Origin of the sequence: Streptomyces chilikensis (genome assembly GCF_001642695.1) — a bacterium.
GTDB classification, from domain to species: Bacteria; Actinomycetota; Actinomycetes; order Streptomycetales; family Streptomycetaceae; genus Streptomyces; species Streptomyces chilikensis.
In genome coordinates, this window is the sequence record NZ_LWCC02000005.1 from 1,541,310 (window position 1) to 1,563,835 (window position 22,526).

The 22,526-nt window shown below is 74.5% G+C and carries 21 protein-coding genes and 3 pseudogenes; 10 read left to right on the forward strand and 14 right to left on the reverse strand.

The genetic code is table 11. From position 1 onward, the window contains the following. Window positions 1-88: 88 nt before the first annotated feature. Complete coding sequence (locus A2U95_RS06875; protein ID WP_166021318.1) at window positions 89-841, reverse strand: hypothetical protein; 753 nt, start codon at window positions 839-841, stop codon at window positions 89-91. 205 nt (window positions 842-1,046) lie between these two features. Here A2U95_RS06875 and A2U95_RS06880 point away from each other — a divergent pair, with 205 nt between their 5' ends. Genes A2U95_RS06880 through A2U95_RS06890 form a run of 3 tightly spaced genes read left to right on the forward strand, consistent with a single transcriptional unit; the run spans window position 1,047 to window position 4,258 of the window. Beyond that, complete coding sequence (locus tag A2U95_RS06880; protein WP_166021319.1) at window positions 1,047-2,360, forward strand: magnesium transporter MgtE N-terminal domain-containing protein; 1,314 nt, start codon at window positions 1,047-1,049, stop codon at window positions 2,358-2,360. Further along, the gene (locus A2U95_RS06885) at window positions 2,350-3,081 is read left to right on the forward strand and encodes a DUF1003 domain-containing protein (RefSeq protein ID WP_166021320.1); all 732 of its coding nucleotides are present in this window, start codon (window positions 2,350-2,352) and stop codon (window positions 3,079-3,081) included. Before A2U95_RS06880 ends, A2U95_RS06885 begins: the two co-directional genes overlap by 11 nt. A 43-nt stretch (window positions 3,082-3,124) precedes the next feature. Next, window positions 3,125-4,258 (forward strand): Mrp/NBP35 family ATP-binding protein, encoded by a 1,134-nt coding sequence (locus A2U95_RS06890; RefSeq protein WP_166021321.1) that lies wholly within the window; start codon window positions 3,125-3,127, stop codon window positions 4,256-4,258. Between the two features lie 115 nt (window positions 4,259-4,373). Here the strand turns inward: A2U95_RS06890 and A2U95_RS06895 are convergent, their stop codons facing one another. From A2U95_RS06895 to sigE, 5 genes and pseudogenes are all read right to left on the reverse strand, one after another. Beyond that, window positions 4,374-5,027 (reverse strand): hypothetical protein, encoded by a 654-nt coding sequence (locus A2U95_RS06895; protein ID WP_166021322.1) that lies wholly within the window; start codon window positions 5,025-5,027, stop codon window positions 4,374-4,376. Between the two features lie 195 nt (window positions 5,028-5,222). Next, window positions 5,223-5,666 carry a sec-independent translocase gene (locus A2U95_RS06900; RefSeq protein ID WP_166021323.1) on the reverse strand — a complete coding sequence of 148 codons (444 nt, stop codon included), beginning with the start codon at window positions 5,664-5,666 and terminating at the stop codon, window positions 5,223-5,225. A 204-nt stretch (window positions 5,667-5,870) separates the two neighbouring features. After that, window positions 5,871-7,365, reverse strand: a pseudogene (locus tag A2U95_RS06905) (S1C family serine protease). 96 nt (window positions 7,366-7,461) lie between these two features. Beyond that, window positions 7,462-8,271 (reverse strand): zf-HC2 domain-containing protein, encoded by an 810-nt coding sequence (locus tag A2U95_RS06910; RefSeq protein WP_166021324.1) that lies wholly within the window; start codon window positions 8,269-8,271, stop codon window positions 7,462-7,464. Further along, window positions 8,268-9,062 carry an RNA polymerase sigma factor SigE gene (gene sigE / locus A2U95_RS06915; protein WP_206282953.1) on the reverse strand — a complete coding sequence of 265 codons (795 nt, stop codon included), beginning with the start codon at window positions 9,060-9,062 and terminating at the stop codon, window positions 8,268-8,270. Before sigE ends, A2U95_RS06910 begins: the two co-directional genes overlap by 4 nt. 62 nt (window positions 9,063-9,124) lie before the next feature. On the opposite strand from sigE, the gene A2U95_RS06920 reads away from it, so the two are divergent. Continuing rightward, window positions 9,125-9,925 (forward strand): O-methyltransferase, encoded by an 801-nt coding sequence (locus A2U95_RS06920; RefSeq protein ID WP_166021325.1) that lies wholly within the window; start codon window positions 9,125-9,127, stop codon window positions 9,923-9,925. Between the two features lie 121 nt (window positions 9,926-10,046). Here A2U95_RS06920 and A2U95_RS06925 read toward each other — a convergent pair whose 3' ends face one another. Then, entirely contained in the window at window positions 10,047-10,214 is a 168-nt protein-coding gene (locus A2U95_RS06925) for a DUF3117 domain-containing protein (RefSeq protein WP_003966491.1), read from the reverse strand. A gap of 365 nt (window positions 10,215-10,579) precedes the next feature. Between A2U95_RS06925 and chcB the strand changes: the two genes are divergently transcribed. Further along, complete coding sequence (chcB, locus tag A2U95_RS06930; RefSeq protein ID WP_166021326.1) at window positions 10,580-11,386, forward strand: 2-cyclohexenylcarbonyl CoA isomerase; 807 nt, start codon at window positions 10,580-10,582, stop codon at window positions 11,384-11,386. Window positions 11,387-11,446: 60 nt separating this feature from the next. Here the strand turns inward: chcB and A2U95_RS06935 are convergent, their stop codons facing one another. Then, window positions 11,447-12,007: a DNA-3-methyladenine glycosylase I gene (locus A2U95_RS06935; protein ID WP_206282954.1), complete on the reverse strand. Its 561-nt coding sequence runs from the start codon at window positions 12,005-12,007 to the stop codon at window positions 11,447-11,449. 272 nt (window positions 12,008-12,279) lie between these two features. Continuing rightward, window positions 12,280-12,630: pseudogene (locus A2U95_RS06940) on the reverse strand (DivIVA domain-containing protein); the annotation flags it as partial. Window positions 12,631-12,750: 120 nt separating this feature from the next. Between A2U95_RS06940 and folP the strand changes: the two are divergent. Further along, a complete protein-coding gene (folP, locus tag A2U95_RS06945; RefSeq protein WP_166021328.1) occupies window positions 12,751-13,611 on the forward strand; it encodes a dihydropteroate synthase in 861 nt (286 codons plus the stop codon). Window positions 13,612-13,686: 75 nt separating this feature from the next. Here folP and A2U95_RS06950 read toward each other — a convergent pair whose 3' ends face one another. Together A2U95_RS06950 and dapE are read right to left on the reverse strand one after the other, a co-directional pair. Further along, window positions 13,687-14,508, reverse strand: a complete 822-nt coding sequence (locus tag A2U95_RS06950) for an LOG family protein (RefSeq protein WP_166021329.1) — start codon at window positions 14,506-14,508, stop codon at window positions 13,687-13,689. Window positions 14,509-14,659: 151 nt separating this feature from the next. Further along, entirely contained in the window at window positions 14,660-15,739 is a 1,080-nt protein-coding gene (gene dapE / locus A2U95_RS06955; RefSeq protein ID WP_166021330.1) for a succinyl-diaminopimelate desuccinylase, read from the reverse strand. Between the two features lie 86 nt (window positions 15,740-15,825). Here dapE and A2U95_RS06960 point away from each other — a divergent pair, with 86 nt between their 5' ends. Continuing rightward, window positions 15,826-16,827 (forward strand): VldE C-terminal domain-containing protein, encoded by a 1,002-nt coding sequence (locus tag A2U95_RS06960; RefSeq protein ID WP_420856973.1) that lies wholly within the window; start codon window positions 15,826-15,828, stop codon window positions 16,825-16,827. A 464-nt stretch (window positions 16,828-17,291) separates the two neighbouring features. Next, on the forward strand, window positions 17,292-17,711 hold the full coding sequence (locus tag A2U95_RS06965) for an ATP-binding protein (RefSeq protein WP_166021331.1): 420 nt from the start codon (window positions 17,292-17,294) through the stop codon (window positions 17,709-17,711). 115 nt (window positions 17,712-17,826) lie between these two features. On the opposite strand, the gene dapC is transcribed toward A2U95_RS06965, so the two are convergent. Continuing rightward, on the reverse strand, window positions 17,827-18,924 hold the full coding sequence (dapC, locus tag A2U95_RS06970) for a succinyldiaminopimelate transaminase (RefSeq protein WP_166021332.1): 1,098 nt from the start codon (window positions 18,922-18,924) through the stop codon (window positions 17,827-17,829). A 126-nt stretch (window positions 18,925-19,050) separates the two neighbouring features. Next, window positions 19,051-19,371: a ferredoxin gene (gene fdxA / locus A2U95_RS06975; RefSeq protein ID WP_077966227.1), complete on the reverse strand. Its 321-nt coding sequence runs from the start codon at window positions 19,369-19,371 to the stop codon at window positions 19,051-19,053. A gap of 140 nt (window positions 19,372-19,511) precedes the next feature. On the opposite strand from fdxA, the gene A2U95_RS06980 reads away from it, so the two are divergent. Together A2U95_RS06980 and A2U95_RS06985 are read left to right on the forward strand one after the other, a co-directional pair. Continuing rightward, entirely contained in the window at window positions 19,512-20,531 is a 1,020-nt protein-coding gene (locus A2U95_RS06980; protein ID WP_166021333.1) for a GNAT family N-acetyltransferase, read from the forward strand. Between the two features lie 17 nt (window positions 20,532-20,548). Continuing rightward, entirely contained in the window at window positions 20,549-21,427 is an 879-nt protein-coding gene (locus A2U95_RS06985; RefSeq protein ID WP_166021334.1) for a transglutaminase-like domain-containing protein, read from the forward strand. A gap of 78 nt (window positions 21,428-21,505) precedes the next feature. Here A2U95_RS06985 and A2U95_RS06990 read toward each other — a convergent pair. After that, window positions 21,506-22,526: pseudogene (locus A2U95_RS06990) on the reverse strand (hypothetical protein); the annotation flags it as partial.

Here is a 22,526-nt window from a genome sequence, read left to right on the forward strand (position 1 = left end):
GGGCCGCGCGCTGCGCCCCTCCCCGCGGCGGGGCGGGCCGGGCCGCGCGCTCCCCGGCCGGGGGGTCCGGCGCGCGTGCCGGGGGGAGTCACGTCTGCGGGAGGTCCTGGCCGTAGTCGACCTGCTCGTCCTTGGGGGGTTCCTCGAGCTCGAGCGGGGCGTTCCAGTCGGTGAACCGGAGGGTGCCGCCCTCGGCGGGCCGCTCCAGGCGGAGGGGGAACGGCGCGCCCTTGAGGGAGACGTCGAGCCGCCCCCCGGCCCCCTCGTCGACCTTCAGCCGGATCGTCCGCACCTCGCCGACCTCGTGGTAGCCGTCCTTCGCCGGCTTCCCCTTCAGTCCGAGCAGCCCGTCCAGCAACGCGTCCATGTCGGTGAAGCCGCTGAACCGCTGGTACGCCGGGTCCTTCTCGGGCACCTTCACGTACTTGCCGTCGAGCTTCTCCGCCGTCGTGCCCTCCAGGCCCTCGCCGTCCCCGCCCGCGGCCTGGTTCCAGAAGTCGGCCCCGGCCTGGAGGTACAGGTCCTCGCCGACGCGCAGCAGCCCGAAGGTGGTGCCGCCGGAGGTGACCTCGCCCTGTCCGCCGCCGTCGGACAGCCGCATGTCCAGTTCGACGCCGCCGTCCTTGGTGATCACCGTGCCGGACAGGTGCACCGAGTCCGCCGACCCGACCGCCTTCATCGCGCGGTCGCGGATCTGCGCCGGCTCCAGCTTCCCCACTCCGTTGGTGCCCTCGTCCGGGTCGGTCCCGCACCCGGTGAGCCCCGTCGTCGCCACGGCCAGGGCGCACACCGCCGCCACCCGGGCGGACATGCGGGTACGACGCTGGGGAATCGGGGTCACGGGTGGGGCTGCCTCTCATCCGGTGTCGACGGCTGGGGGCAGCGTACCGGTGGCCCGACGGGGCAGACGGAGGCAGTCCGTCCGGACCGCTCACCAGGGCGTACCGGACCGGTACGGGCTAGCCTGATCCCCGCCCACTGCGGAGTTTCCCGGGCAACCCGGGGCAAGGGCGGGAAGACGACCGCTCCGGAGAAGGAGGCTGTTCATGGCGGGTGGGCGCATCTTCGTTTCCCACCTCGCGGGCGTGGCCGTGTTCGATCCGAACGGCGACCAGGTCGGTCGGGTGCGGGACCTGATCGTCGTGCTGCGCGTGGGCCGCAAGCCTCCCCGGCTGCTCGGGCTGGTGGTGGAGCTGCCGACCCGGCGGCGGATCTTCCTGCCGATGACCCGGGTCACCGGCATCCAGTCGGGCCAGGTGATCAGCACCGGGGTGCTCAACGTGCGCCGCTTCGAGCAGCGGCCGCCGGAGCGGCTGGTCTTCGGCGAGCTGCTGGACCGGCGGGTCCGGCTCGAGGAGACCGGCGAGGAGGTCACCGTCCTCGACCTGTCGGTGCACCAGCTGCCGAACAAGCGCGAGTGGGAGGTCGACCGCCTCTTCGTGCAGCGCGGCGGCCGCGGCGGCGCGTTCCGCCGCAAGGCCGGCGAGCAGTTCCTGGTCGAGTGGTCGGCGGTCACCGGGCTCTCCCTGGAGGAGAAGGGGCAGGGCGCGGAGAACCTGCTGGCCACCTTCGAGCAGCTGCGCCCCGCCGACCTCGCCAACGTGCTCCACCACCTGTCGGCGAAGCGCCGCGCCGAGGTCGCCGCCGCGCTCGACGACGACCGGCTGGCCGACGTGCTGGAGGAACTGCCGGAGGACGACCAGATCGAGATCCTCGGCAAGCTCGCGGAGGAGCGCGCCGCCGACGTCCTGGAGGCGATGGACCCGGACGACGCCGCCGACCTCCTCTCCGAGCTGCCGGAGGGCGACAAGGAACGGCTGCTGAGCCTGATGCGGCCCGACGACGCCGCCGACATGCGCCGCCTGATGGCCTACGAGGACCGCACCGCGGGCGGTCTGATGACCACCGAGCCCATCGTGCTGCGCCCCGACGCCACGGTCGCCGACGCGCTCGCCCGGGTCCGCAACGCCGACCTCTCCCCCGCGCTGGCCGCGCAGGTGTACGTGTGCCGGCCGCCCGAGGACACCCCGACCGGCAAGTACCTGGGGACCGTCCACTTCCAGCGGCTGCTGCGGGACCCCCCGTACACGCTGGTCGGCTCGATCATCGACGACGACCTCCAGGCGCTGTCGCCCACCGCCGACCTGCCGGTGGTCGCCGGGTTCTTCGCCGCCTACGACATGGTGGCGGCGCCCGTGGTGGACGAGACGGGGTCCCTGCTGGGCGCGGTCACGGTGGACGACGTGCTGGACCACATGCTGCCGGAGGACTGGCGCGAGACGGAGTACCACCTGGAGGAGCCGCCGGCCGCGGAGCACCCCGCCGAGGCGTCCGGGGAGGTGACCCGGGATGGCCGCTGACCGCGACGACCGGCGCCACGGCGACGAGCGCGCGCCCGGCCGGGGCCGGGCGACGGCGCACGGCCGGGAGCGGCGCGAGACCAGGGAGCGGCGGGAGGCCCGGGAGACGCGGTCCCTGGCGGGGGCCACCGGTACCCGGACGCGGGAACGCCTGGACCTGCCGCTGGGCACCCGCCGGCGCCGGCTGCTGCCCGAGTGGGACCCGGACGCCTTCGGCCGGGTGTCGGAGCGGATCGCCCGCTTCCTGGGCACCGGGCGCTTCCTGGTGTGGATGACGGTGGCGGTCACCGTGTGGGTGGGCTGGAACGTGGCCGCGCCGCCGCCGCTGCGGTTCGACGAGTACCCGTTCATCTTCCTGACCCTGATGCTGTCGCTCCAGGCCTCCTACGCGGCCCCGCTGATCCTGCTGGCGCAGAACCGGCAGGACGACCGCGACCGGGTCAACCTGGAGCAGGACCGCAAGCAGAACGAACGCTCCATCGCGGACACCGAGTACCTGACCCGGGAGATCGCCGCGCTGCGGATGGGCCTGGGCGAGGTCGCCACCCGGGACTGGATCCGGTCCGAACTGCACGAGCTGGTCAAGGAGCTGGAGGAACAGCGGGCGGAGCAGCGGCGACCGGACCCGCACCGGTCCGACGGACACCACGCGGAGGGACGCCGCTTCGACGGACAGCGCACGGAGGGACACCGGCCGGGACGTGACGCAGACGACCGGTGACTGACCTGCCCGGTGCCGTTCCGAGGGCCGTACCATCGTCCTTATGGTTACGGAAGACGCGGTGCGCGAAGCGCTGGCGACGGTGAACGACCCCGAGATCCAGCGGCCCATCACCGAGCTCGGGATGGTCAAGTCGGTGGAGATCGGCGAGGACGGCGCGGTCGCCGTCACGGTGTACCTCACCGTCTCGGGCTGTCCGATGCGCGGGACCATCACGGACAACGTGACGGCCGCGCTCCAGCGCGTCGAGGGCGTGACCCGGGTCGACGTGTCGCTGGACGTGATGAGCGACGAGCAGCGCAAGGAGCTGGCGGCGGCGCTGCGCGGCGGCACCGCCGAGCGCGAGGTGCCGTTCGCCAAGCCGGGTTCGCTGACCCGGGTGTACGCGGTGGCGTCCGGCAAGGGCGGCGTCGGCAAGTCCTCGGTGACGGTCAACCTGGCCGCCGCGATGGCGGCGGACGGCCTGAAGGTCGGCGTGGTCGACGCGGACATCTACGGCCACTCGGTGCCGCGGATGCTGGGCGCCGACGGCCGGCCCACCCAGGTCGAGAACATGATCATGCCGCCGTCGGCGAACGGCGTGAAGGTCATCTCCATCGGCATGTTCACCCCGGGCAACGCCCCGGTGGTGTGGCGCGGCCCGATGCTGCACCGCGCGCTCCAGCAGTTCCTGGCCGACGTCTACTGGGGCGACCTGGACGTCCTGCTGCTCGACCTGCCGCCCGGCACCGGCGACATCGCCATCTCGGTGGCCCAGCTGGTCCCGAACGCGGAGATCCTGGTCGTCACCACGCCGCAGCAGGCCGCCGCGGAGGTCGCCGAGCGGGCCGGTTCGATCGCCGTGCAGACGCACCAGAAGATCGTCGGCGTGGTCGAGAACATGTCGGGCCTGCCCTGCCCGCACTGCGACGAGATGGTCGACGTCTTCGGCACCGGCGGCGGTCAGGTCGTCGCCGACGGCCTGACCCGCACCACCGGCGCCACGGTGCCGGTGCTCGGCTCCATCCCGATCGACGTCCGCCTGCGCGAGGGCGGCGACGAGGGCAAGCCGGTGGTGCTGAGCGACCCCGACTCCCCGGCCGGCTCCGCGCTGCGGGCCATCGCCGGCAAGCTCGGCGGGCGTGCGCGCGGTCTGTCCGGCATGTCGCTGGGCATCACCCCGCGCAACAAGTTCTGATCCCGGGGCCGGCGGCCGGCACGGGACGCACGAGGGGCGCCGTCCTCGCGGGACGGCGCCCCGTCGTCGTGTCGCGCGCCCCACGCCGCGTCCCGTGCGCCGTGGGGGCGGGCGGTCAGGCGTAGTCCGCGATGTCCTCGACCGCCGAGAAGCCCAGCCCGTAGGCGCTCATGCCGCGGCCGTAGGCGCCGATGTGGACGCCGTGGCCGGAGGAGCCGGCCAGCACCCAGCCGAACTCGGACTCCCGGTAGTGGAAGGTGACCGCCTCGCCGTCCACCGGCAGCTGCAGGGTGGACCAGGCGGGGCTCTCCAGGTCGTCGGCGAGCACCCAGGCCGTCTCGGTCTGCTGCTCCAGCCAGTCGTCGCGCAGGTTGTGGTCCATCTGGAGGGGCCAGGTGTAGGAGAGCAGTCCCATTCCGGCGAGCCAGGCGGCGGAGGAGACGGTGGTGGCGTCCAGCAGGCCGGTGCCGTCGGCGCTGTCGCGGACCGGCTGGTCGGCCACGGTGACCACCACGGCGAATCGTTCCTTGTCCTCGGCCGCCTCGTAGCGGACCGAGGGCTCGTCGCCGTGGCCGAGGGAACCGTGCTCGACGGCGCCGTCGCCAGAGGCGGCGACCTGCATCAGCCAGCGCGGGCCGGTGAACGCCTCGTCGAGGCCGTACCAGGGGAAGTGCGCCCGCAGGTAGCCGTCGATTCCTCTGCCGCCCGCGGCGGGCCGGCCGCCTGCGACCGTCGACGCCTGTGCGCCTACCCGACTTCTCGTCTCCATGCCCGGACGCCTCCTCGTTCCTCGCCGGACCGCGGGGAGAGATCGTGGAGGATCGGCCGCCGGTCCGCACAACAACTCGGCAGCATAGCCACCTCTCCTCACCGGTCCGGGATTACGGCCGACCGGGTGGGTCGGGAAGGCACCGGACGGCGAAGGAGGGGCGGCGGGCGGCGGGGCCCGCGCGGGGAGCCGGGATCAGGTGGCGTCGAGGTCGTACGGAGGGCGCTCGGCGGCGGCCGGCTCCGGCTTCTTCTGCAGGCCGACCGGGCCCGGACCGGCCGCGGCGGGCGGCGTGGAAGGGGCGGGGGACGACGGGCCGGCGGTGGTGTTCGGGTCGGCGAGCTGCTGGATGTCCTTCTTCAGGTCGAGCGACTCGCGGATCTCGTTCAGGCCGAGGTCGTCGTTCTGCAGCTGCTTGCGGATGAACGTCTTGGGGTTCAGGTCCTGGAACTCGAAGTCCTTGTACTCCGGACCGAGCTCCTCGCGGATGTCGTTCTTGGCGCTCTCGGAGAACTCGCGGATCTTCCTGATCGTCCGGGAGACGTCCCTGACGACCTTGGGGAGCTTGTCCGGCCCGAAGACGAGCACGGCGAGGACGACGAGCGTGATCAGCTCGAGCGGTCCTATGTCATTGAACACCTGAAGCTCCTTGCGATGTCCCGGGGCGGATCCACGGTACCCGGGGAACCGGCCCCACCGGTACTGTCCGGACGCCCTCTGACGCATACAACACATCCCGGACCACGGGAGCGTCACCCGGCGCCGACGTCCGGGTGACACCCCGGTGGCGCCCGGGGCGAGCCGGACGGGCGGTGGGCGCACGCGCCGCCGTCGGCCGCGCCGTCAGTCGTCGGAGGAGCCGAGGACCAGGGTGACCTCGCGCTCCTCGCCGCCTCGTTCCACGGTCAGCTCCAGGCGGTCGCCGGGCTGCCGCGCCCGGGTCTTGGCGATCAGCTCGTCGCCGGAGTGCACCCGGACGCCGTCCACGGCCGTGATCACGTCACCGGGCTTCAGCCCCGCCTCGGCGCCGGGGCCGCCGGGGGTCACCGGGGAGCCTCCGCCGGCGCCGCGGGTGTGCACCCGGGCCCCGTCGCCGGGGTAGGCCATGTCGAGGGTGACCCCTATGACCGGATGGGTGGCCTCGCCCTCGTTGATCAGTTCCTCGGCGACCCGCTTGGCCTGGTTCACCGGGATGGCGAAGCCGAGGCCTATGGAGCCGGACTTGCCGTCGTCGGCGCCGATGCCGGTGTCGGCGGAGCGGATGGCGGAATTGATGCCGATGACCCGGCCCCGGGTGTCGAGCAGGGGCCCGCCGGAGTTGCCGGGGTTGATCGGGGCGTCGGTCTGCAGGGCGTCGACGTAGGAGACGTCGCCGCCGTCGCCCTCGCCGCCGGCGGTGATGGGGCGCTCCTTGGCGCTGATGATGCCCGCGGTGACGGTGTTCGACAGGTCGAAGGGGGCTCCGATGGCCACCACGGGGTCGCCGACGCGGACGTCGTCGGAGTTGCCCAGCGGCATGGGGCTCAGCCCCTTCACGCCCTTCACCCTGACCACGGCCAGGTCGTAGCCGGCGTCGCCGCCGACCAGCTCGGCGCGGGCGGTCTCGCCGCCGCTGAAGGTGACGACGATGCGGCCGTCGCCGGAGTCCTCGGCGGCCTGCACCACGTGGTGGTTGGTCAGGATGTGACCGCGCTCGTCGAGCACGAAGCCGGTGCCGGTGCCGGCCTTGCCGGAGCCCTGGACGTGCAGGGTGACCACGCTGGGCAGGGCGCGCTCGGCGATCCCGGCCACGCTGTCCGGGTCGCGGGGGGCGTCGCCGCGGGGCGCCTGCGACAGTTCGACGACGCCGAGGCCGCCGTGGCGCTCCAGGTACGCGCCGGCGACGCCGCCGCCGAGTCCCGCGACCAGTGCGACCGCCGCGGCGCCGCCGACGAGGGCGCGCCGCCGCCCGCCGCGCCGCCGCGAAGGGCTCTCGGCTGGCCGGGGACGCCTCGGGCACCGGGGCGTCCGGCGCGGGCGCGCCCGGCTGCGGGGGGACGTGGCCCGCGGCGGGCGCGGCGGGGTGCTGGACGGGCGGCGCGGGGGCCCAGGGGCCCGGCGTGCCGTAGGGAGGCGTGCTGTAGTGGTCGGGCCCGTGGGGCGGGCGGGGGGCGGGGGCGGCCGAGGTCGCCGGGGCCACCGGAACGTCCTGGCGGCCGCCCGGCGGCGTGCCCGGCCCCTCCGCCGCCGGTTCAGGGGCGGCCAGGGGGAAGTCGCCCGAGGCGTCCGGACCGGGAACGGGGCGGGGCCGGCTCCACCACCTGGGCCTCGCGGACTTCCCCGGCGTGCCCTCGTCCATGTTCTCCCCAACACCTGGCGTGATTCGTCGACGCACCGCCCGCGCGGCGCTGCACGGATTCAATCAGGTTCCCGCGCCGGCGCGCAGAGAACCTGCTCAGCGTCCCACCGGCGGGGGAGCCACCGTGCCGGTCGGCTCGGGCGCGGCCAGCAGGCCGGGCAGCACGGGCGCCACCGGAGCCCCGGGGCCTATCAGCGGCGTGGGGGCGAGGCCGCCGTCGCCCCGCACCGACTGCGCGCCGCCGGAGAGCAGCGGCGCGCCGGCCGGCGCGGACCGGCGCTGCGCGGACGTGTTCTGCGCGAGCAGCGGAGCGGCCGTACGGCGACGGGTGTCCGTGGCCGCGGTGGTGCCGACGCCCTGCTGGCGGGCCGGGGTGACGTTGCTGCGCAGACCGCCGCGCTCGGCGTCGGCGACCGGCACCACCGTGGTGACGCCGCCGAGCGCCACCGCCGCCAGCGAGACCGCGCTCGCCGCGACGAAGGCGAACCGGCGGCTCCGGGAGGCCGCCACCGCCCGCTCCGCCTGGGCGCGGCCGACGTCGTGGATGGGGAAGCCGTGCGTGGCGGAGGCCGCCAGCCCGAAGGGGTCGGTGCGCCGGGAGCCGAACACGGAGCTGCCGTGCTCCTCGTCCCCCGTCCCGCGGACCGTCCCGCGCGGCTCGTCGGGCCCTCCCGCGGGAAGCCCCTGCAGTCGGGCGAGGAAACTCTCGGAAGGGGTGGGGGCGGAGACCTCCGCGAAGACGTGCTTCAGCCTGCGCTGGGCCTCGGCCTCGACCCGGCACCTGCCGCAGGTCGCCAGATGGGCCAGCACACGCTCGCGCGCCTCGTGTCCCAGCTCGCCGTCCACCAGGGCGGAGAGCCGGTCGCCGAGGTGCTGTTCGGCCGGCGTCGGACGTGACTCACTCACGCGGTCGCGCCTCCTCCTCTCAGCGCCGGAAGGCGGGTGACGCCGAACCTCCGCTCGGCGCGCGCCTCGGGAGAGCGGTGGGCGAGCGCCTTGCGCAGCTGCGAACGGCCCCGGTGGATCCGGCTGCGGACGGTACCGAGCTTCACGCCCAGGGTCGCGGCGATCTCCTCGTACGACAGTCCTTCGATGTCGCACAGGACGACCGCGGCACGGAACTCGGGCGCCAGCGTGTCCAGCGCCTGCTGGATGTCGGCGTCGAAGTGCGCGTCGTTGAAGACCTGCTGGGGCGACGGCTCACGGCCGGGCAGCCGCTCGGCGGCGTCCTCGGCGAGCGCGTCGAACCGGATGCGCTGCTTGCGGCGCACCATGTCCAGGAAGAGGTTGGTGGTGATCCGGTGCAGCCAGCCCTCGAACGTGCCGGGCGAGTACGTGGACAGCGAGCGGAAGACCCGGACGAAGACCTCCTGGGTGAGGTCCTCGGCGTCGTGCTGGTTGCCGGTCAGCCGGTAGGCCAGCCGGTACACCCGCGCGCTGTGCGTGCTGACGATCTCCTCCCAGGTGGGCGGAGTCCACGCCGGCCCGTCCCCGTCGGTGGCGAACGTCGCGGTGCGGGCGGGCTCGGCGGCGAGAGCGTCGGCCTGACGGCCGGTCCCATGGTCAGCAACGGTGTCGGTCACGGATTTCGGCCTGGCCGCCGACCCGAGAAGGCGTCTCAGCCCTCCGCCGCGGTCTGCGGGCGCGGCCGCACCTCCCCTGTCGGCTCTGGTGGTGTCCAGTGGAGCCCCTACCATAGCCATCCCGCCCGTCAGCTCCGGATAAGCAGATTTGAGAGAGTTTGCCACTCGTTCCATCGATGCTTCCCCCGTCTCCTCCACGCCTTTCCCCTCACCCTTCAAACGCGGCGTCCCGCCGCCAGGTTCCCGACGGCTCCGGATACAGTCACGACGAAGACGCGTCCGGCGGGGGCGCCGGGCACGCGGACGCGGGCGCGAGTGGGTCGGGACGGGGACGGGAGGCGGCCATCACCAGCATCGGACAGGCGAGTTGGGCGCTGGCCGACGCCTACGTCGCCGAGGACGAGGCGCTGCTCCGGGCCCGGGACCGGGCGCGGGAGGCCGGGTTGCGCCCGGTGACGCCCACCGCCGGGTCGGTGCTGCGGCTGCTCGCCGCCTCGGTCGGCGCGAAGGCGGTCGCCGAGATCGGCACCGGCACCGGCGTCTCCGGCATCCACCTGCTGAACGGGATGCGGCCGGACGGCGTGCTGACCACGGTGGACACCGAGCCGGAGTACCAGCAGGCGGCCCGCCAGGCGTTCCGGGCGTCGGGCTTCGCGGTGAACCGCGCCCGGCTGATCCCCGGGCCCGCGCTGGACGTGCTGCCGCGCCTCGCGGACTCGGGCTACGACCTGGTGTTCTGCGACGCCGACCGCCTGGAGGTGCTGGAGTACCTCGCCGAATCGTTGCGCCTGCTGAGACCGGGCGGGCTGGTGGTGTTCGCGGGCGTCCTGGCCAACGGCCGGACGGTGGGGACGGGGCCGCAGCCGACGGAGGTCCTGCGGCTGCGCGAGCTGCTGCGCGAGGTGCACGAGAGCGACGTCCTGGTGCCGTCGCTGCTGCCCGTGGGCGACGGCCTCCTCTGCGCCGCCAAACGCTGACCCGGCCGCCAAACGCTGACCCGGCGGATGCGCCGTCCGGAGGAGCCCGCCGGGAAAAGCCGCCGCCCGGTCCCCTGCAGGGGACCGGGCGGCGGACCTCACGCTGAGTGGTGGTCGCGCGTCAGCCGACGACCTTCTTGAGGGCGTCGCCGAGCGCATCCGCCTCGTCCGGAGTCAGCTCGACGACGAGCCGACCGCCGCCTTCGAGCGGAACGCGCATGACGATGCCCCGCCCCTCCTTGGTCACCTCGAGCGGGCCGTCGCCCGTCCGCGGCTTCATGGCCGCCATGCTCGTTCCCCTTCCTGAAACCAGCTCAACCGCCGTGCCGGAAGACCTTGAGGAGGACGAACCTCGAAAAGGACCGCCTGACCCGAGACGGGGCAGGCGTCACCGACATCGAACACATTGCTTCCCGGCCATTATCCCGCATCTCACGCACCAATGACCAACATCAGTCCGCATCGCTTGCGCAACGCACGAGGCCAAAACCACTCAATTCGGGGATGTCACTGCGATACTGCGCCCTCGATCTGACCTGCCGCGACCGATTGGTGACCGGAATTCTTTGGCCGAGGTCACACACCGGCCACCGTCCGCCTTCGTGAATCTCCGCCATGCTGTCCTCGGACACCAACCGACGGAGGGAAGTCGAGATGGCCGACACCGTGCTCTACGAGGTCAGCGACGCGCTGGCGATCATCACCCTGAACCGCCCGGACGCGATGAACGCGCTGAACGTGGAGGCGAAGGTCGCGCTGCGGGAGGCGCTGCGGACGGCCGCGGAGGACCCGGAGGTCCGGGCGGTGCTGCTCACCGCGGCCGGCGACCGGGCGTTCTGCGTGGGCCAGGACCTCAAGGAGCACATCGAACTGCTCGCGGCCCAGGACGGCGGCGAGGGCGGTGACGGCCGGCTGAGCACGGTGAGTGAGCACTACAACCCCATCGTCCGCGCGATCGCCGGCATGGCGAAGCCGGTGGTGGCGGGCGTCAACGGGGTGGCCGCCGGGGCGGGCTTCGGCTTCGCGCTGGCCGCGGACCACCGCGTGGTCGCGGACTCCGCGAAGTTCACGACCTCGTTCGCGGGCGTCGCGCTGACGGCCGACTCGGGCGTCTCCTGGACGCTCCCTCGGGTGGTGGGCCCGGGCCGCGCCGTCGACCTGCTGCTCTTCCCCCGGTCCGTCGACGCGCAGGAGGCGCTGCGGCTGGGCATCGCCGACCGCGTGGTGCCGGCCGCGGAGTTGCGCGCGGAGGCGGAGAAGGTGGCCCGGAGGCTCGCCGCCGGCCCCACGGTCGCCTACGCGGCGCTCAAGGAGTCGGTCGCCTACGGCCTGACCCACTCGCTCGACGAGACCCTGGAGAAGGAGGACGAGCTGCAGGGCCGGGCCGGCGCCTCCGAGGACCACCGGATCGCCGTGAAGGCGTTCCTGGACAAGGAGCCCCCCAAGTACCTGGGGCGCTGAGCCCCGGACGCCGGCGGGGCCGGCCCCGGACGCCGGGTGCCCGCGCGCCGGACCGCCGGGTCAGCGCTCGCGCATCGCGCAGTCGGCCAGGTGGTCGTTGGTCAGACCGCAGGCCTGGAGCAGCGCGTAGGCGGTGGTGGGGCCCACGAAGCGCAGGCCGCGGCGCTTGAGCTCCTTGGCCAGCGCCGTGGACTCGGCCGTCACCGCGGGAACCTCGGCGAGGGTGCGCGGGGCCGGGCGGGGCGCGGGGACGTGGGACCAGATCAGCTCGTCGAGTTCGCCCGGCCGCCATCCGGCCAGCACCCGGGCGTTGGCGAGGGTCGCGTCGATCTTGGCCCGGTTGCGGATGATCCCCGGGTCGGCGAGCAGCCGGGCCCGGTCCTCCTCGGTGAAGGCGGCCACCTCGGCGATCCGGAAGCCGGCGAAGGCGGCCCGGAAGCCGGGGCGGCGGCGCAGGATGGTCAGCCAGGAGAGTCCCGACTGGAAGGCCTCCAGGCAGAGCCGTTCGAACAGGGCGTCGTCGCCGTGGACCGGGCGGCCCCACTCCTCGTCGTGGTAGGCGAGGTAGTCGGGGGCCGACAGCCCCCACGGGCAGCGGAGCAGGCCGTCCGGGCCGGGCAGCGCCCCGGACGCGGGCGGCTCGGCTGCGGGCGGCTCGGCTGCGGGCGGCTCGGACGCGGGCGCCGAACCCACCCCGGCGACGGCCGCCGGCGCCGGGCCGGAGACCTGCGGGCCGCTTCCGGGAGCCTGCGCGGATCCGGGTGCGCCGCCGCTCACCGGGCCTCCCCCGGACCGGCCCACCCGTGGCCCTCGCGCCGCTCGTCCGGGCCGGCCGCCCCGGCGCCGTCCTGCCTCCCGCCCGGTTCCCGCTCCTTCGCCTCCCGCTCCCCGCCCCGCTCCTCCTCCTCGTCCGCCCGCACCGCGAGCAGCGTCGCCCGGGCCGCGTCCGCGCGGACGGTGTCGAGGGCGGACTCCAGGGAGGCGATGCGCTCGTCGCGCACGGCGAGTTCGTGGGCCAGCCGGGTGAGGGCGTCGTCCACGTCGCCCATCCGGTAGCCGCGCAGCGCCGGCGGGAAGCGCAGCGACTCCACGTCCCCCGCCGTCGCCGCCCGGTGCGGGGGCAACGGGTCGTGCAGGCGGTCCGGCGGCGCGTCGGGAAGGACAGGACGGTCACCGCCGCCGACGACGGCCAGCGTGGTCGCGGTCACCACCACGGCGAGCGCGACGACCAGGAAGAGGAACATTGCCAAGGCTGCGGCCCCCCGCGTGTCGAAGTTGCCAGGGGTCCGATCGTGCCATGCCTTCGGGGCGGTTAGGGTCGCAGACAGCCGAAGACCGGACGTAGAGGAAAGAGGCCGTACGGGATGCTCAGGCTGGGCAGGCGTGAGTTCGACACGCATGAGCCGGTGATCATGGCCATCGTGAACCGGACGCCGGACTCCTTCTACGACCGGGGCGCCACCTTCCGCGACGAGCCGGCGCTCGCCCGGGTCGAGCGGGCGGTGGCCGAGGGCGCCGCCATCATCGACATCGGCGGCGTGAAGGCGGGGCCGGGCGAGGAGGTCAGCGCCGAGGAGGAGGCCCGCCGCACGGTCGGCTTCGTGGCCGAGGTGCGCCGCCGGTTCCCCGACGTGGTGATCAGCGTGGACACCTGGCGGCACGAGGTCGGCGAGGCGGTCTGCGAGGCCGGCGCCGACCTGCTGAACGACGCCTGGGGCGGCGTCGACCCCAGGCTGGCCGAGGTGGCGGCGCGTCACCGCGTGGGTCTGGTGTGCACGCACGCCGGCGGGGCGGAGCCGCGGACCCGGCCGCACCGGGTGGTCTACGAGGACGTGATGGCGGACATTCTGAAGGTCACCGTGGGGCTCGCCGAACGGGCGGTGTCCCTGGGCGTGCCCCGCGAGTCGGTGCTGATCGACCCGGGGCACGACTTCGGGAAGAACACCCGGCACAGCCTGGAGGCGACGCGTCGTCTCGGCGAGATGACGGCCACCGGGTGGCCGGTGCTGGTCTCCCTCTCCAACAAGGACTTCGTCGGCGAGACCCTGGACCGGCCGGTCAAGGAGCGGCTCCTGGGCACGCTGGCGACGACGGCGGTGTCGGCCTGGCTGGGCGCCCAGGTGTACCGGGTGCACGAGGTCGCGGAGACGCGGCAGGTCCTGGACATGGTGGCCTCGATCGCCGGCCACCGCCCGCCGGCCGTGGCCCGCCGCGGCCTGGCCTGACGGCCGGCCCGGCGTGACGGCACCCTGACGTGACGGCCCGGCCGTCGGGCGGGCGGGAGGCGGAAGGGCGGCCCGTCAGGCCGGCCCGGCGCCGGGTCCGGCGGCCTCGTGCCCGGAGGCGCCGCGCGAGAGCAGGGCGACCGCCTCGTCCACGTCGTCGGTGAGGTGGAAGAGTTCCAGGTCGCGTTCGGCGCACTTGCCGTCGGCGACCAGGGTGGACTTGATCCAGTCGACCAGCCCGCCCCAGTGCGCGGTGCCGAACAGGACGATCGGGAAGCGGGTCACCTTGCCCGTCTGGACCAGGGTGAGGGCCTCGAAGAGCTCGTCCAGGGTGCCCATGCCGCCGGGCAGGACGACGAAGCCGCGCGAGTACTTCACGAAACAGGTCTTGCGGGCGAAGAAGTAGCGGAAGTTCAGCCCGATGTCGCAGTACGGGTTGAGCCCGGTCTCGAAGGGCAGCTCGATGCCCAGGCCGACGGAGACGCCGCCGGCCTCCTGGGCGCCCTTGTTGGCGGCCTCCATGGCGCCCGGGCCGCCCCCGGTGATCACCGCCCAGCCGGCCTCGGCCAGCGCCCGGCCCAGCCGGACGCCCGCCTCGTACTCGGCGGAGTCGGGGCTGGTGCGGGCCGAGCCGAAGACGCTGACGGCGTGCGGCAGTCCGGACAGCGCGCGGAACCCCTCCCCGAACTCGGCCTGGATCCGCGCGACCTGCCAGGCGTCGCGCTCGGTCCAGCCGGAGGCGCCGTCCGGGTCGAGCAGTCTGCGGTCGCTGTCCCCCGCGCTGCCGGGCGCCCGGTCCCCGGACACGGCCCCGACCGGGTCGAGGCCGTGCAGCAGGTACCCGAGCCGCTCCTCGCGCACCGACACCTGCGTTCCCTCGGAGTTGCCTGTGGTCATGGGCTCTCCCCTCCGTGACGGTTCTCCGCGTCCTCTGCGTCCTCCGCAAAGATTAGGTCTACGCGGGTTACCCACTGGGGACGCGAACATGTCCGCCGTGTGCCGTCCGGTACCCGTTGCGGCACGAACGAGGTACCTGGAGGACCGTGCCTCAGGCGGTGAGCCACTCCCGCAGCCGGCGCTCGGCCTCGGGGACCGCCGACGCCAGGACCCGCTCGTCCCGCTTGTGGGCGAGCAGCGGGTCGCCGGGCCCGTAGTTGACGGCGGGGACGCCCAGGGCGCTGAAGCGGGAGACGTCGGTCCAGCCGAACTTGGGCCGCGGGCTGCCGCCGACCGCCTCGATGAAGGCGCGCGCGGCCGGGTGGGAGAGGCCGGGGAGGGCGCCGGGGCTGTGGTCGTCGACCACGAACTCCTCGACCGGGCACCCGTCGAAGACCTCGCGGACGTGCGCGACCGCCTCCTCCTCGCTCCGGTCGGGGGCGTACCGGAAGTTGACGGTCACGGTGCACAGGTCGGGGATGACGTTGCCGGCCACTCCTCCCTCGATCGCCACCGCGTTCAGGCCCTCGCGGTACTCCAGGCCGTCGATCACCGGGCGGCGCGGCTCGTAGGCGGCCAGGCGTTCCAGGATCGGGGCGGCGGCGTGGACGGCGTTGGCTCCCATCCAGGAGCGCGCGGAGTGGGCCCGCTCGCCCTTGGTCCGCAGCTTCACCCGCAGGGTGCCCTGGCAACCGCCCTCGACCTGGCCGTCGGTGGGCTCCAGCAGGACCGCGAAGTCCCCCTCCAGCCAGTCGGGGTGTGCGGCGGCCACATGACCGAGGCCGTTGAGGTGGGCGGCGACCTCCTCGTTGTCGTAGAAGACGAAGGTGAGGTCGCGGTTGGGCTCCGGCACCGTGGCGGCGATCCGCAGCTGGACGGCCACCCCGGACTTCATGTCGCAGGTGCCGCAGCCCCACAGGACGCCCTCCCCGTCCAGCCGGGAGGGGACGTTCCCGGCGATGGGCACGGTGTCGATGTGTCCGGCCAGCACGACCCGCTCGGAGCGGCCCAGGCCGGTGCGGGCCACCACGTTGTTGCCGTACCGGTCGACGGAGAGGTGGGGCAGGGCGCGCAGCGCCGCCTCGATCGCGTCCGCCAGCGGCTTCTCGTTGCCGCTCTCGGAGGGGAGGTCGACGAGCCGCGCGGTCAGCCGGGCGGCGTCCAGGGAAAGGTCAAGCGGGATCTCGGGCATGGTCCCGACCCTAAACCCCATCCGGTGGTGAGAGGTTGTCCACAGGGGCTCGGGGAGGAGGGCGTACCTCCGTTACCTTGTTACCCGTGACAGAGACGTCAACCGCCCCCAAGCGTCGTGGTCGCCTCTTCCGTTTCGGGGCGGCCCTGATGGTGCTGTTCTCCCTCGCGGGCTACATCGCCACCCGGTACCTGCACGGTGGCGGCACCGGTCCCTCCGGACCGGGCTGCGAGGTGGTCGCCCCGGGTGGACGGGGCGAGCCCGCCCGGTACGCGTTCACGCCCGAACAGGCGGTGAACGCCGCCACCATCACCGCCGTGGGCACCGCGCGCGGCCTGCCCGAGCGGGCCGTCACCATCGCCCTGGCCACCGCGCTGCAGGAGTCCTCGCTGCGCAACATCCGCTACGGCGACCGGGACTCCCTCGGCCTGTTCCAGCAGCGGCCCTCCCAGGGCTGGGGCACCCCGGAGGAGATCATGGACCCGGCGTACGCGGCCGGCCAGTTCTACGACCACCTGGTGGAGGTCCCGGACTACACCGAGCTGCCGCTGACGGTGGCCGCCCAGGAGGTGCAGCGCAGCGGTTTCCCGGACGCCTACGCCAAGCACGAGCCGGACGCCGCGCTGATGGCCTCGGCGCTGACCGGGCGGAGCGCGGCCACGCTGACCTGCTCGGGCCGGCCCGCGCCGGACGCGCAGGCCGGGCCGGACGCGGTGCGTGCGGCGCTGACCCGGGACTTCGGCACCGAGGTGCTGGGGACGGCCGGGGCCGAGGTCCGGGCGGAGGACCGCGGGAGGAGCGGGACGCGGGACCGGGCGGAGCAGGCGTCCGTGACGTCGGGTTCACCCTCGCCGGCGGCCGGGCGGACGGTGACCGTCCCGGTCGCGGAGCCCGGGGCGCGGCAGCGGGGCTGGCAGTTCGCCCACTGGGCGGTGGCCAACGCGTCCTCCCTGGCGATCGAGCGGGTCGCCTACGCGGGGCGGGAGTGGACGGCCGTCCAGGGCTCCTGGCGCGAGGTCACCGGTGACACGGCGGACGCGCACGGCTCCCCCGGTGACGGGCGGGTCCGGATCGTGACGTCCCGTTAGGGCCGCCCGCTCCGGCAGGCCCCGGTCCCGGCGGTGACGGCACGCGGTCCGCGCGCTCCCACGTCCGGGCCGGCCCCGCGTCCGGGATGACCCCGCGTCCGGGCCCGGCGAACTCCCGCCCCCGCACGCTCCCCTCGCCCCCATCGCACAGGCACACCGGTCGTCACCCGTTCGGGCCAACTCCAGGCCCGTCACGCGAGACGCTCCCACGGTTTTCGCACTGGTGGCGCACCCGGCCCCGAATCCGTTGGGGCAAGGGCGGCGGAAGGTTTCCTCAGCACGCCGCACCCTGTCCGGAACGTCCCGGTCCGTCCGCAGCCGATAATGCGACGCATTGCCAACTCTTTACGTCGGCGGTCCGCAACCTTCGACGGGCCCGGCCCGTAATCACTGCGTCCGCCTCGCCCGATCCCGACCGGCCGGCCGCCCCGCGGGCGGCCGTGGATCGCAACGTAAGGAGCACCATGCCCCTCCCCCTGACCCGCCGGATCGCCCGTGCCGCACTGCTCGTCGCCGCGGGAGCCGCGCCCGTCGTCGGCGCGGCCGGCGCCGCGCACGCCGCCCCCGCCGCACCGGACCTGGCCCCGCTGTCGGCCCTGGACGGCGCCGGCGAGCTGGGCTCCACCCTGGACGGCGTGACCTCGCACGTGACCGGCCTCGCGGGCCGGGCCGGCGGCGACGCGGTCAAGGGCGGGACCAAGGCCGCCGGGGGCGGCGCCTCGATGGCGAAGGGCGTCACCGAGGGGGCCCCGGACGTCCAGCAGGTGGTCGGCGGCGTCGCCGGGCAGGCGGGCCGGATGGTCGGCGGCGCCACCGGCGACCTGCCGGTCGGCGACCTGCCGGTCGGCGACCTGCCGGTCGGCGACCTGCCGCTGTCCGCCTGACGCCCCCTCCGCCGCGCGGCACGAACGCCGCACGGCGCGAAGGCCCCCGGCGCCGTGCGGCGCCGGGGGCCTTCGCGTGTCTGCCGAGGACGGTGCGCCCGCGCGGAGCGGGGCGTCAGCCGAGGCGGGCCACCGCGGCCGCCACCCGCTCGTCGGTGGCGGTGAAGGCCACCCGGACGTGGCGCGCGCCGGCCGGACCGTAGAAGTCGCCGGGCGCCACCAGGATGCCCAGCGAGGCCAGGTACGCCACCGTGTCCCAGCAGGACTCGTCGCGGGTCGCCCACAGGTACAGGCTGGCCTCGCTGTGCTCGATGCGGAAGCCGTGCCGCTCCAGCGCGCCGCGCAGCAGCTCGCGCCGGGCCGCGTACCGCTCCCGCTGCTCGGCCACGTGGGCGTCGTCGCCCAGCGCCGCCACCGTGGCGGCCTGGGTGGGCATGGAGGTCATCATGCCGCCGTGCTTGCGCAGCTGGAGCAGCGGCATCAGCACCTCGGAGTCGCCCAGCAGGAACGCCGCCCGGTAACCGGCCAGGTTGGACCGCTTGGAGAGCGAGTGGACGGCCACCAGGCCGTCGTAGGAGCCGCCGCAGACGTCGGGGTGGAGCACCGACACCGGGTCGGCCTCCCAGCCGAGTTCCAGGTAGCACTCGTCGGAGACGACCAGCACGCCGTGCTCGCGCGCCCAGGCCACGATCCTGCGCAGCTCCTCCTTGGGCAGCACCCGGCCGGTCGGGTTGGACGGCGAGTTCAGCCACAGCAGCTTCAGGGCGCCCGGGTCCAGCTCCGCGGTCGGGTCGTCGTACGCCACGAAGTCGGCGCGGGCCAGCCGGGCGCCCACCTCGTACGTCGGGTAGGCCAGGCGCGGGAAGGCGACGGTGTCGCCGGGGCCCAGGCCCAGCTGGATCGGCAGCCAGGCCACCAGTTCCTTGGAGCCCACCACGGGCAGCACGTTGCGGTGCGTCAGGTCGCGGGCGCCGAGCCGCCGGCCGGCCCAGCCGGTGATCGCGTCGCGCAGTTCGGGGGTTCCCCAGACCGTCGGGTAGCCCGGCGAGTCGGCCGCCGCGGCGAGCGCCTTCCGGACGAGGTCCGGCACCGGGTCGACCGGTGTGCCGACGGAGAGGTCGACGACGCCGTCCGGGTGCCCGGCCGCCGTCGCCTTGTAGGGCTCCAGCTTGTCCCAGGGGAAGTCCGGCAGACGGCTCAGGAGCTCGGACACGGGTTCAGCTCACTTTCCTCGTGCCGCGGGTGGTGCGGCTTCGGCGGCAAACGCCTCGGTCCCGCAGGCGGTCGGTGCGCGACCGCCTGCGGGACCGAGGGGGAGTGATCACTCCTGCGGGTTGCGCTACTGGTTCTGCGGGGGCAGCGCAGCGACGAACGGGTGGTCGCGCTCGATCAGGCCCAGCTTGCTGGCCCCGCCGGGGGAGCCGAGCTCGTCGAAGAACTCCACGTTGGCCTTGTAGTAGTCCTTCCACTCGTCCGGCGTGTCGTCCTCGTAGAAGATGGCCTCCACCGGGCAGACCGGCTCGCAGGCCCCACAGTCGACGCACTCATCCGGGTGGATGTAGAGGGAGCGCTGCCCCTCGTAGATGCAGTCGACCGGGCACTCCTCGATGCACGCCTTGTCCTTCACGTCGACACAAGGCTGCGCGATGACGTAGGTCACGCTGTCGTTCCTCCTCGATAGGGCGCTGGCGGGCCTCCACAGGCTCCGCCGCCTGGCGCGCGGGAGCGCGGCGTCGTCGATGCCCGCCCCTAGTATCTCCACTTCGGGACCCGAACCGAACACGAGGGGTGAACCGACCAGTGGAATTCTCCACCGAAGCTCGAGCCGCGCAGCACCTTACCGGCTCTGACGTGGGCAAACGCGTCTCCGTGCGACGGCTCGCCGAAGACGGCGCTCCGGGTGCGAAGTTCAGCGACACGGTCGGTGTTCTCACATCATGGGACGACGGCGTCCTGTCGATCACCCGTCGGAACGGCGAACGGGTGCGGATCGACGAGTCCGCGCTCGTGGCGGGCAAGGTGGTGCCCCCGGAGCGGGCCCGCCGCCGCGGCCCGGCCGCCTCGTACCGCGAACTCGCCGGGGTGGCGGCACGGGCCTGGCCGCCGGTGGAGAGCGAACGGCTCGGCGACTGGGTGCTGCGCGCCTCCTCGGGGTTCACCCGGCGCGCCAACTCGGTGCTGGCGCTGGGCGACCCCGGGCGGGAGCTGGACGAGGCGCTGGCGGCCGTGCGCGCCTGGTACGGCGAGCGCGGGCTGCCCGCCTACGTCCAGGCCGCGACCGGCGCCGCGGGGACGGACGAGCTGCTCTGCGCCGCGCTGGAGGAGCGTGGCTGGGTGCGCGAGGTGACCGCCGAGCTGTGGGTCGGCTCCCTGGCGGCCGCGGCCGACGCGGCGGACCCGGCCTCGGCGGACCCGGAGGCGCCCGCGGTGCGGCTCTCCCGGCACACCGACGACACCTGGCTGGCGCGGTACCGGCGCAAGGGCGTCGGCGCGGCGGCCCGGCGGGTGCTGGAGGGCGGGCCCTCCGTCTGGTTCGCGACCGTCCCCGGCGCGGACGGCGCGCCGCCCGCCGCCATCGGCCGGTGCGTGGTGGACGGCAGGTGGGCCGGGTTCGCCGCGGTGGAGGTGGCCCCGGAGCGGCGCCGCGAGGGTCTGGCCACCCGAGTGATGGCGGCGCTGGCGGGGCAGGCGATGGAGGAGGGCGCCTCGGCGGGCTGGCTCCAGGTGGAGACCGACAACTCCGGGGCGCGGCGGCTCTACGACGCGCTGGGCTTCTCGGCCCACCACGCCTACCACCACTACCGCTGTCCCGAGGCCTGAGGAGGGAACCGCACGGCATGCTCACCCCCGACCCACCGGTTCCGGCCGGTCCGGAGCAACGCGCCCGCTGGGCCGCGCGGTTCGCCGCCGAGGCCCGCGCCGAGCGCCCCGATCTCGTGATGCTGTGCCTGCTGATCGGCGCGGTCGCGGACGGCTCGTTCGACGAGGCCGGGATGGACGAGGCGCAGATGGAACTCGACCGGCTGGCCGGACGGCTGCCCTACCGGCCGGGCGGTCCCCGGGAGTGGGCGGAGGCGGTCCGCCGGCTGCTCGGCGAGGCCGAGGGCTTCGGCGGCGCCGAGGCCGACTACCGCGACCTGCGTTCCTCGCTGCTGCACGAGGTGCTCCGGCGCCGGCGTGGCCTGCCGATCCTGCTGTCGGTGGTGTGGACGGAGGTCGCCCGGCGGGCCGGCGCGCCGGTGCACGGGGTCGCGCTGCCGGGCCACTTCGTCGTCGGCTTCGGGCCGGCGGACGCCCCCGCCCGGCAGGTGCTGGTGGACCCGTTCGCGGGCGGGCGGCTGCTGACCGGCGCCGACGCCGAACTGCTGGTGCTGGAGACGACCGGGACCGCCCCTGATCCGGCGGACCCGTCGGTGTACGCCCCCGCCCGGCCGCTGGAGGTCGTGGTGCGGATCCTGAACAACGTCCGCGCCTGGGCGGCGGCCCGCCCCGAGCAGTCGGCCACCGCCCTGTGGGCGCTGGAGCTGTCGCTGCTGCTGCCCTCGCGGCCGGCGAACCTGCGGTACGAGTACGCGCAACTACTGGTCGCGAGGGGCGAGTTCATGGCGGGCGCGGAGGAACTCGAGGTGTACGCCGACGTGGTGGAGGCGGTGGACGAGGAGCTGGCCGAACGGGTCCGCGGCCAGGCCAGGTCCGCCCGCGCACGCCTCAACTGACGCCGCCACGACGAAGCGGCCCGCCCGCACGGCCCCGGAGGGCGGTGCGGGCGGGCCGCGTCCGGGCGGTGCCCCGGGTCAGCTCGGGTCGGTGTCGATGACCCCGGTCCGCTCGGTCCTGCTGACCAGGGCCGGGCGCAGCGCGCCGATGACGTCCTCGACGGTCACCGGGGTCTTCTTCCCGGTGGCGCGGGTGATCAGCACCCCGTCGAAGGTCTCGCCGTAGAGCTTCTCCAGCTCGGCCTTGTCGTAGCTCTCGACCAGCCGGCCGTCGACGGCCCGCACCCGCAGGAACCGCCACAGCGACTTCTCCGGGCTGAAGGAGATGGCGCGCGCCGCGTCGGTCTGGACGGTCACCAGGCCGGACATGGCCGGCTCGGCGAACTCCTTCATCATCCGGTCCACCTCGGCGTCCGGGACGCTGGGCTCGCGGGTGGCGACGGGCAGTTCGACGGCGGGGGCGCTCCCGGTGGCCACCTGCTTGCGGTAGGCCTCCTTCACGGCGGAGACGGCCTTCTCCATGTCGATGCCCTTGCCGGGCTTGCCGTAGACGGGGACGGCCTTGCCCGCGCTGAACTCGATGCCGCCCTCGGTGACCGAACCGGCGCCGCCGGCGGACTCCTCCAGGGCGGCGCGCAGCTTCTCGGAGTCGACGGGCATGTTCGGCTCGACCACGCGCTCCTGGCCGAGGAGCGAGCCGATCACGGAGACCGGGTTGTAGTCGCTCTTCGCGGCCTCGCCGACGGTGGCCCGGGTGTCGATCTCCAGGCCCGCCCGCTCCGGCTCGAGGCTGACGGCCTCGCCGTCGACGCTGAACTTCAGCGGCTGGTCGACCCGGTCGCCCAGGGCCCGGTCGAGCTTCTGCGCGGCCTCCTCCCGGGTGCCGCCGCCTATCTCCACGCCCAGCACGGTGGTGCCCTTGGGCACGTCGGAGTGGTTCAGCAGGAGGCCGGCGCCGTAGGCCACGGCGAACAGGGCGACCAGGCCGCCGCCGAGCAGGACCAGCTTGTTGCGGCCCTTCTTCCTGGCGGGCGGCGCGGACGCGGGCGCCGGGGCGGGCGCGGGCGCGGGGGCGGCGGCCGCGGGGCGGTGGGCGCCG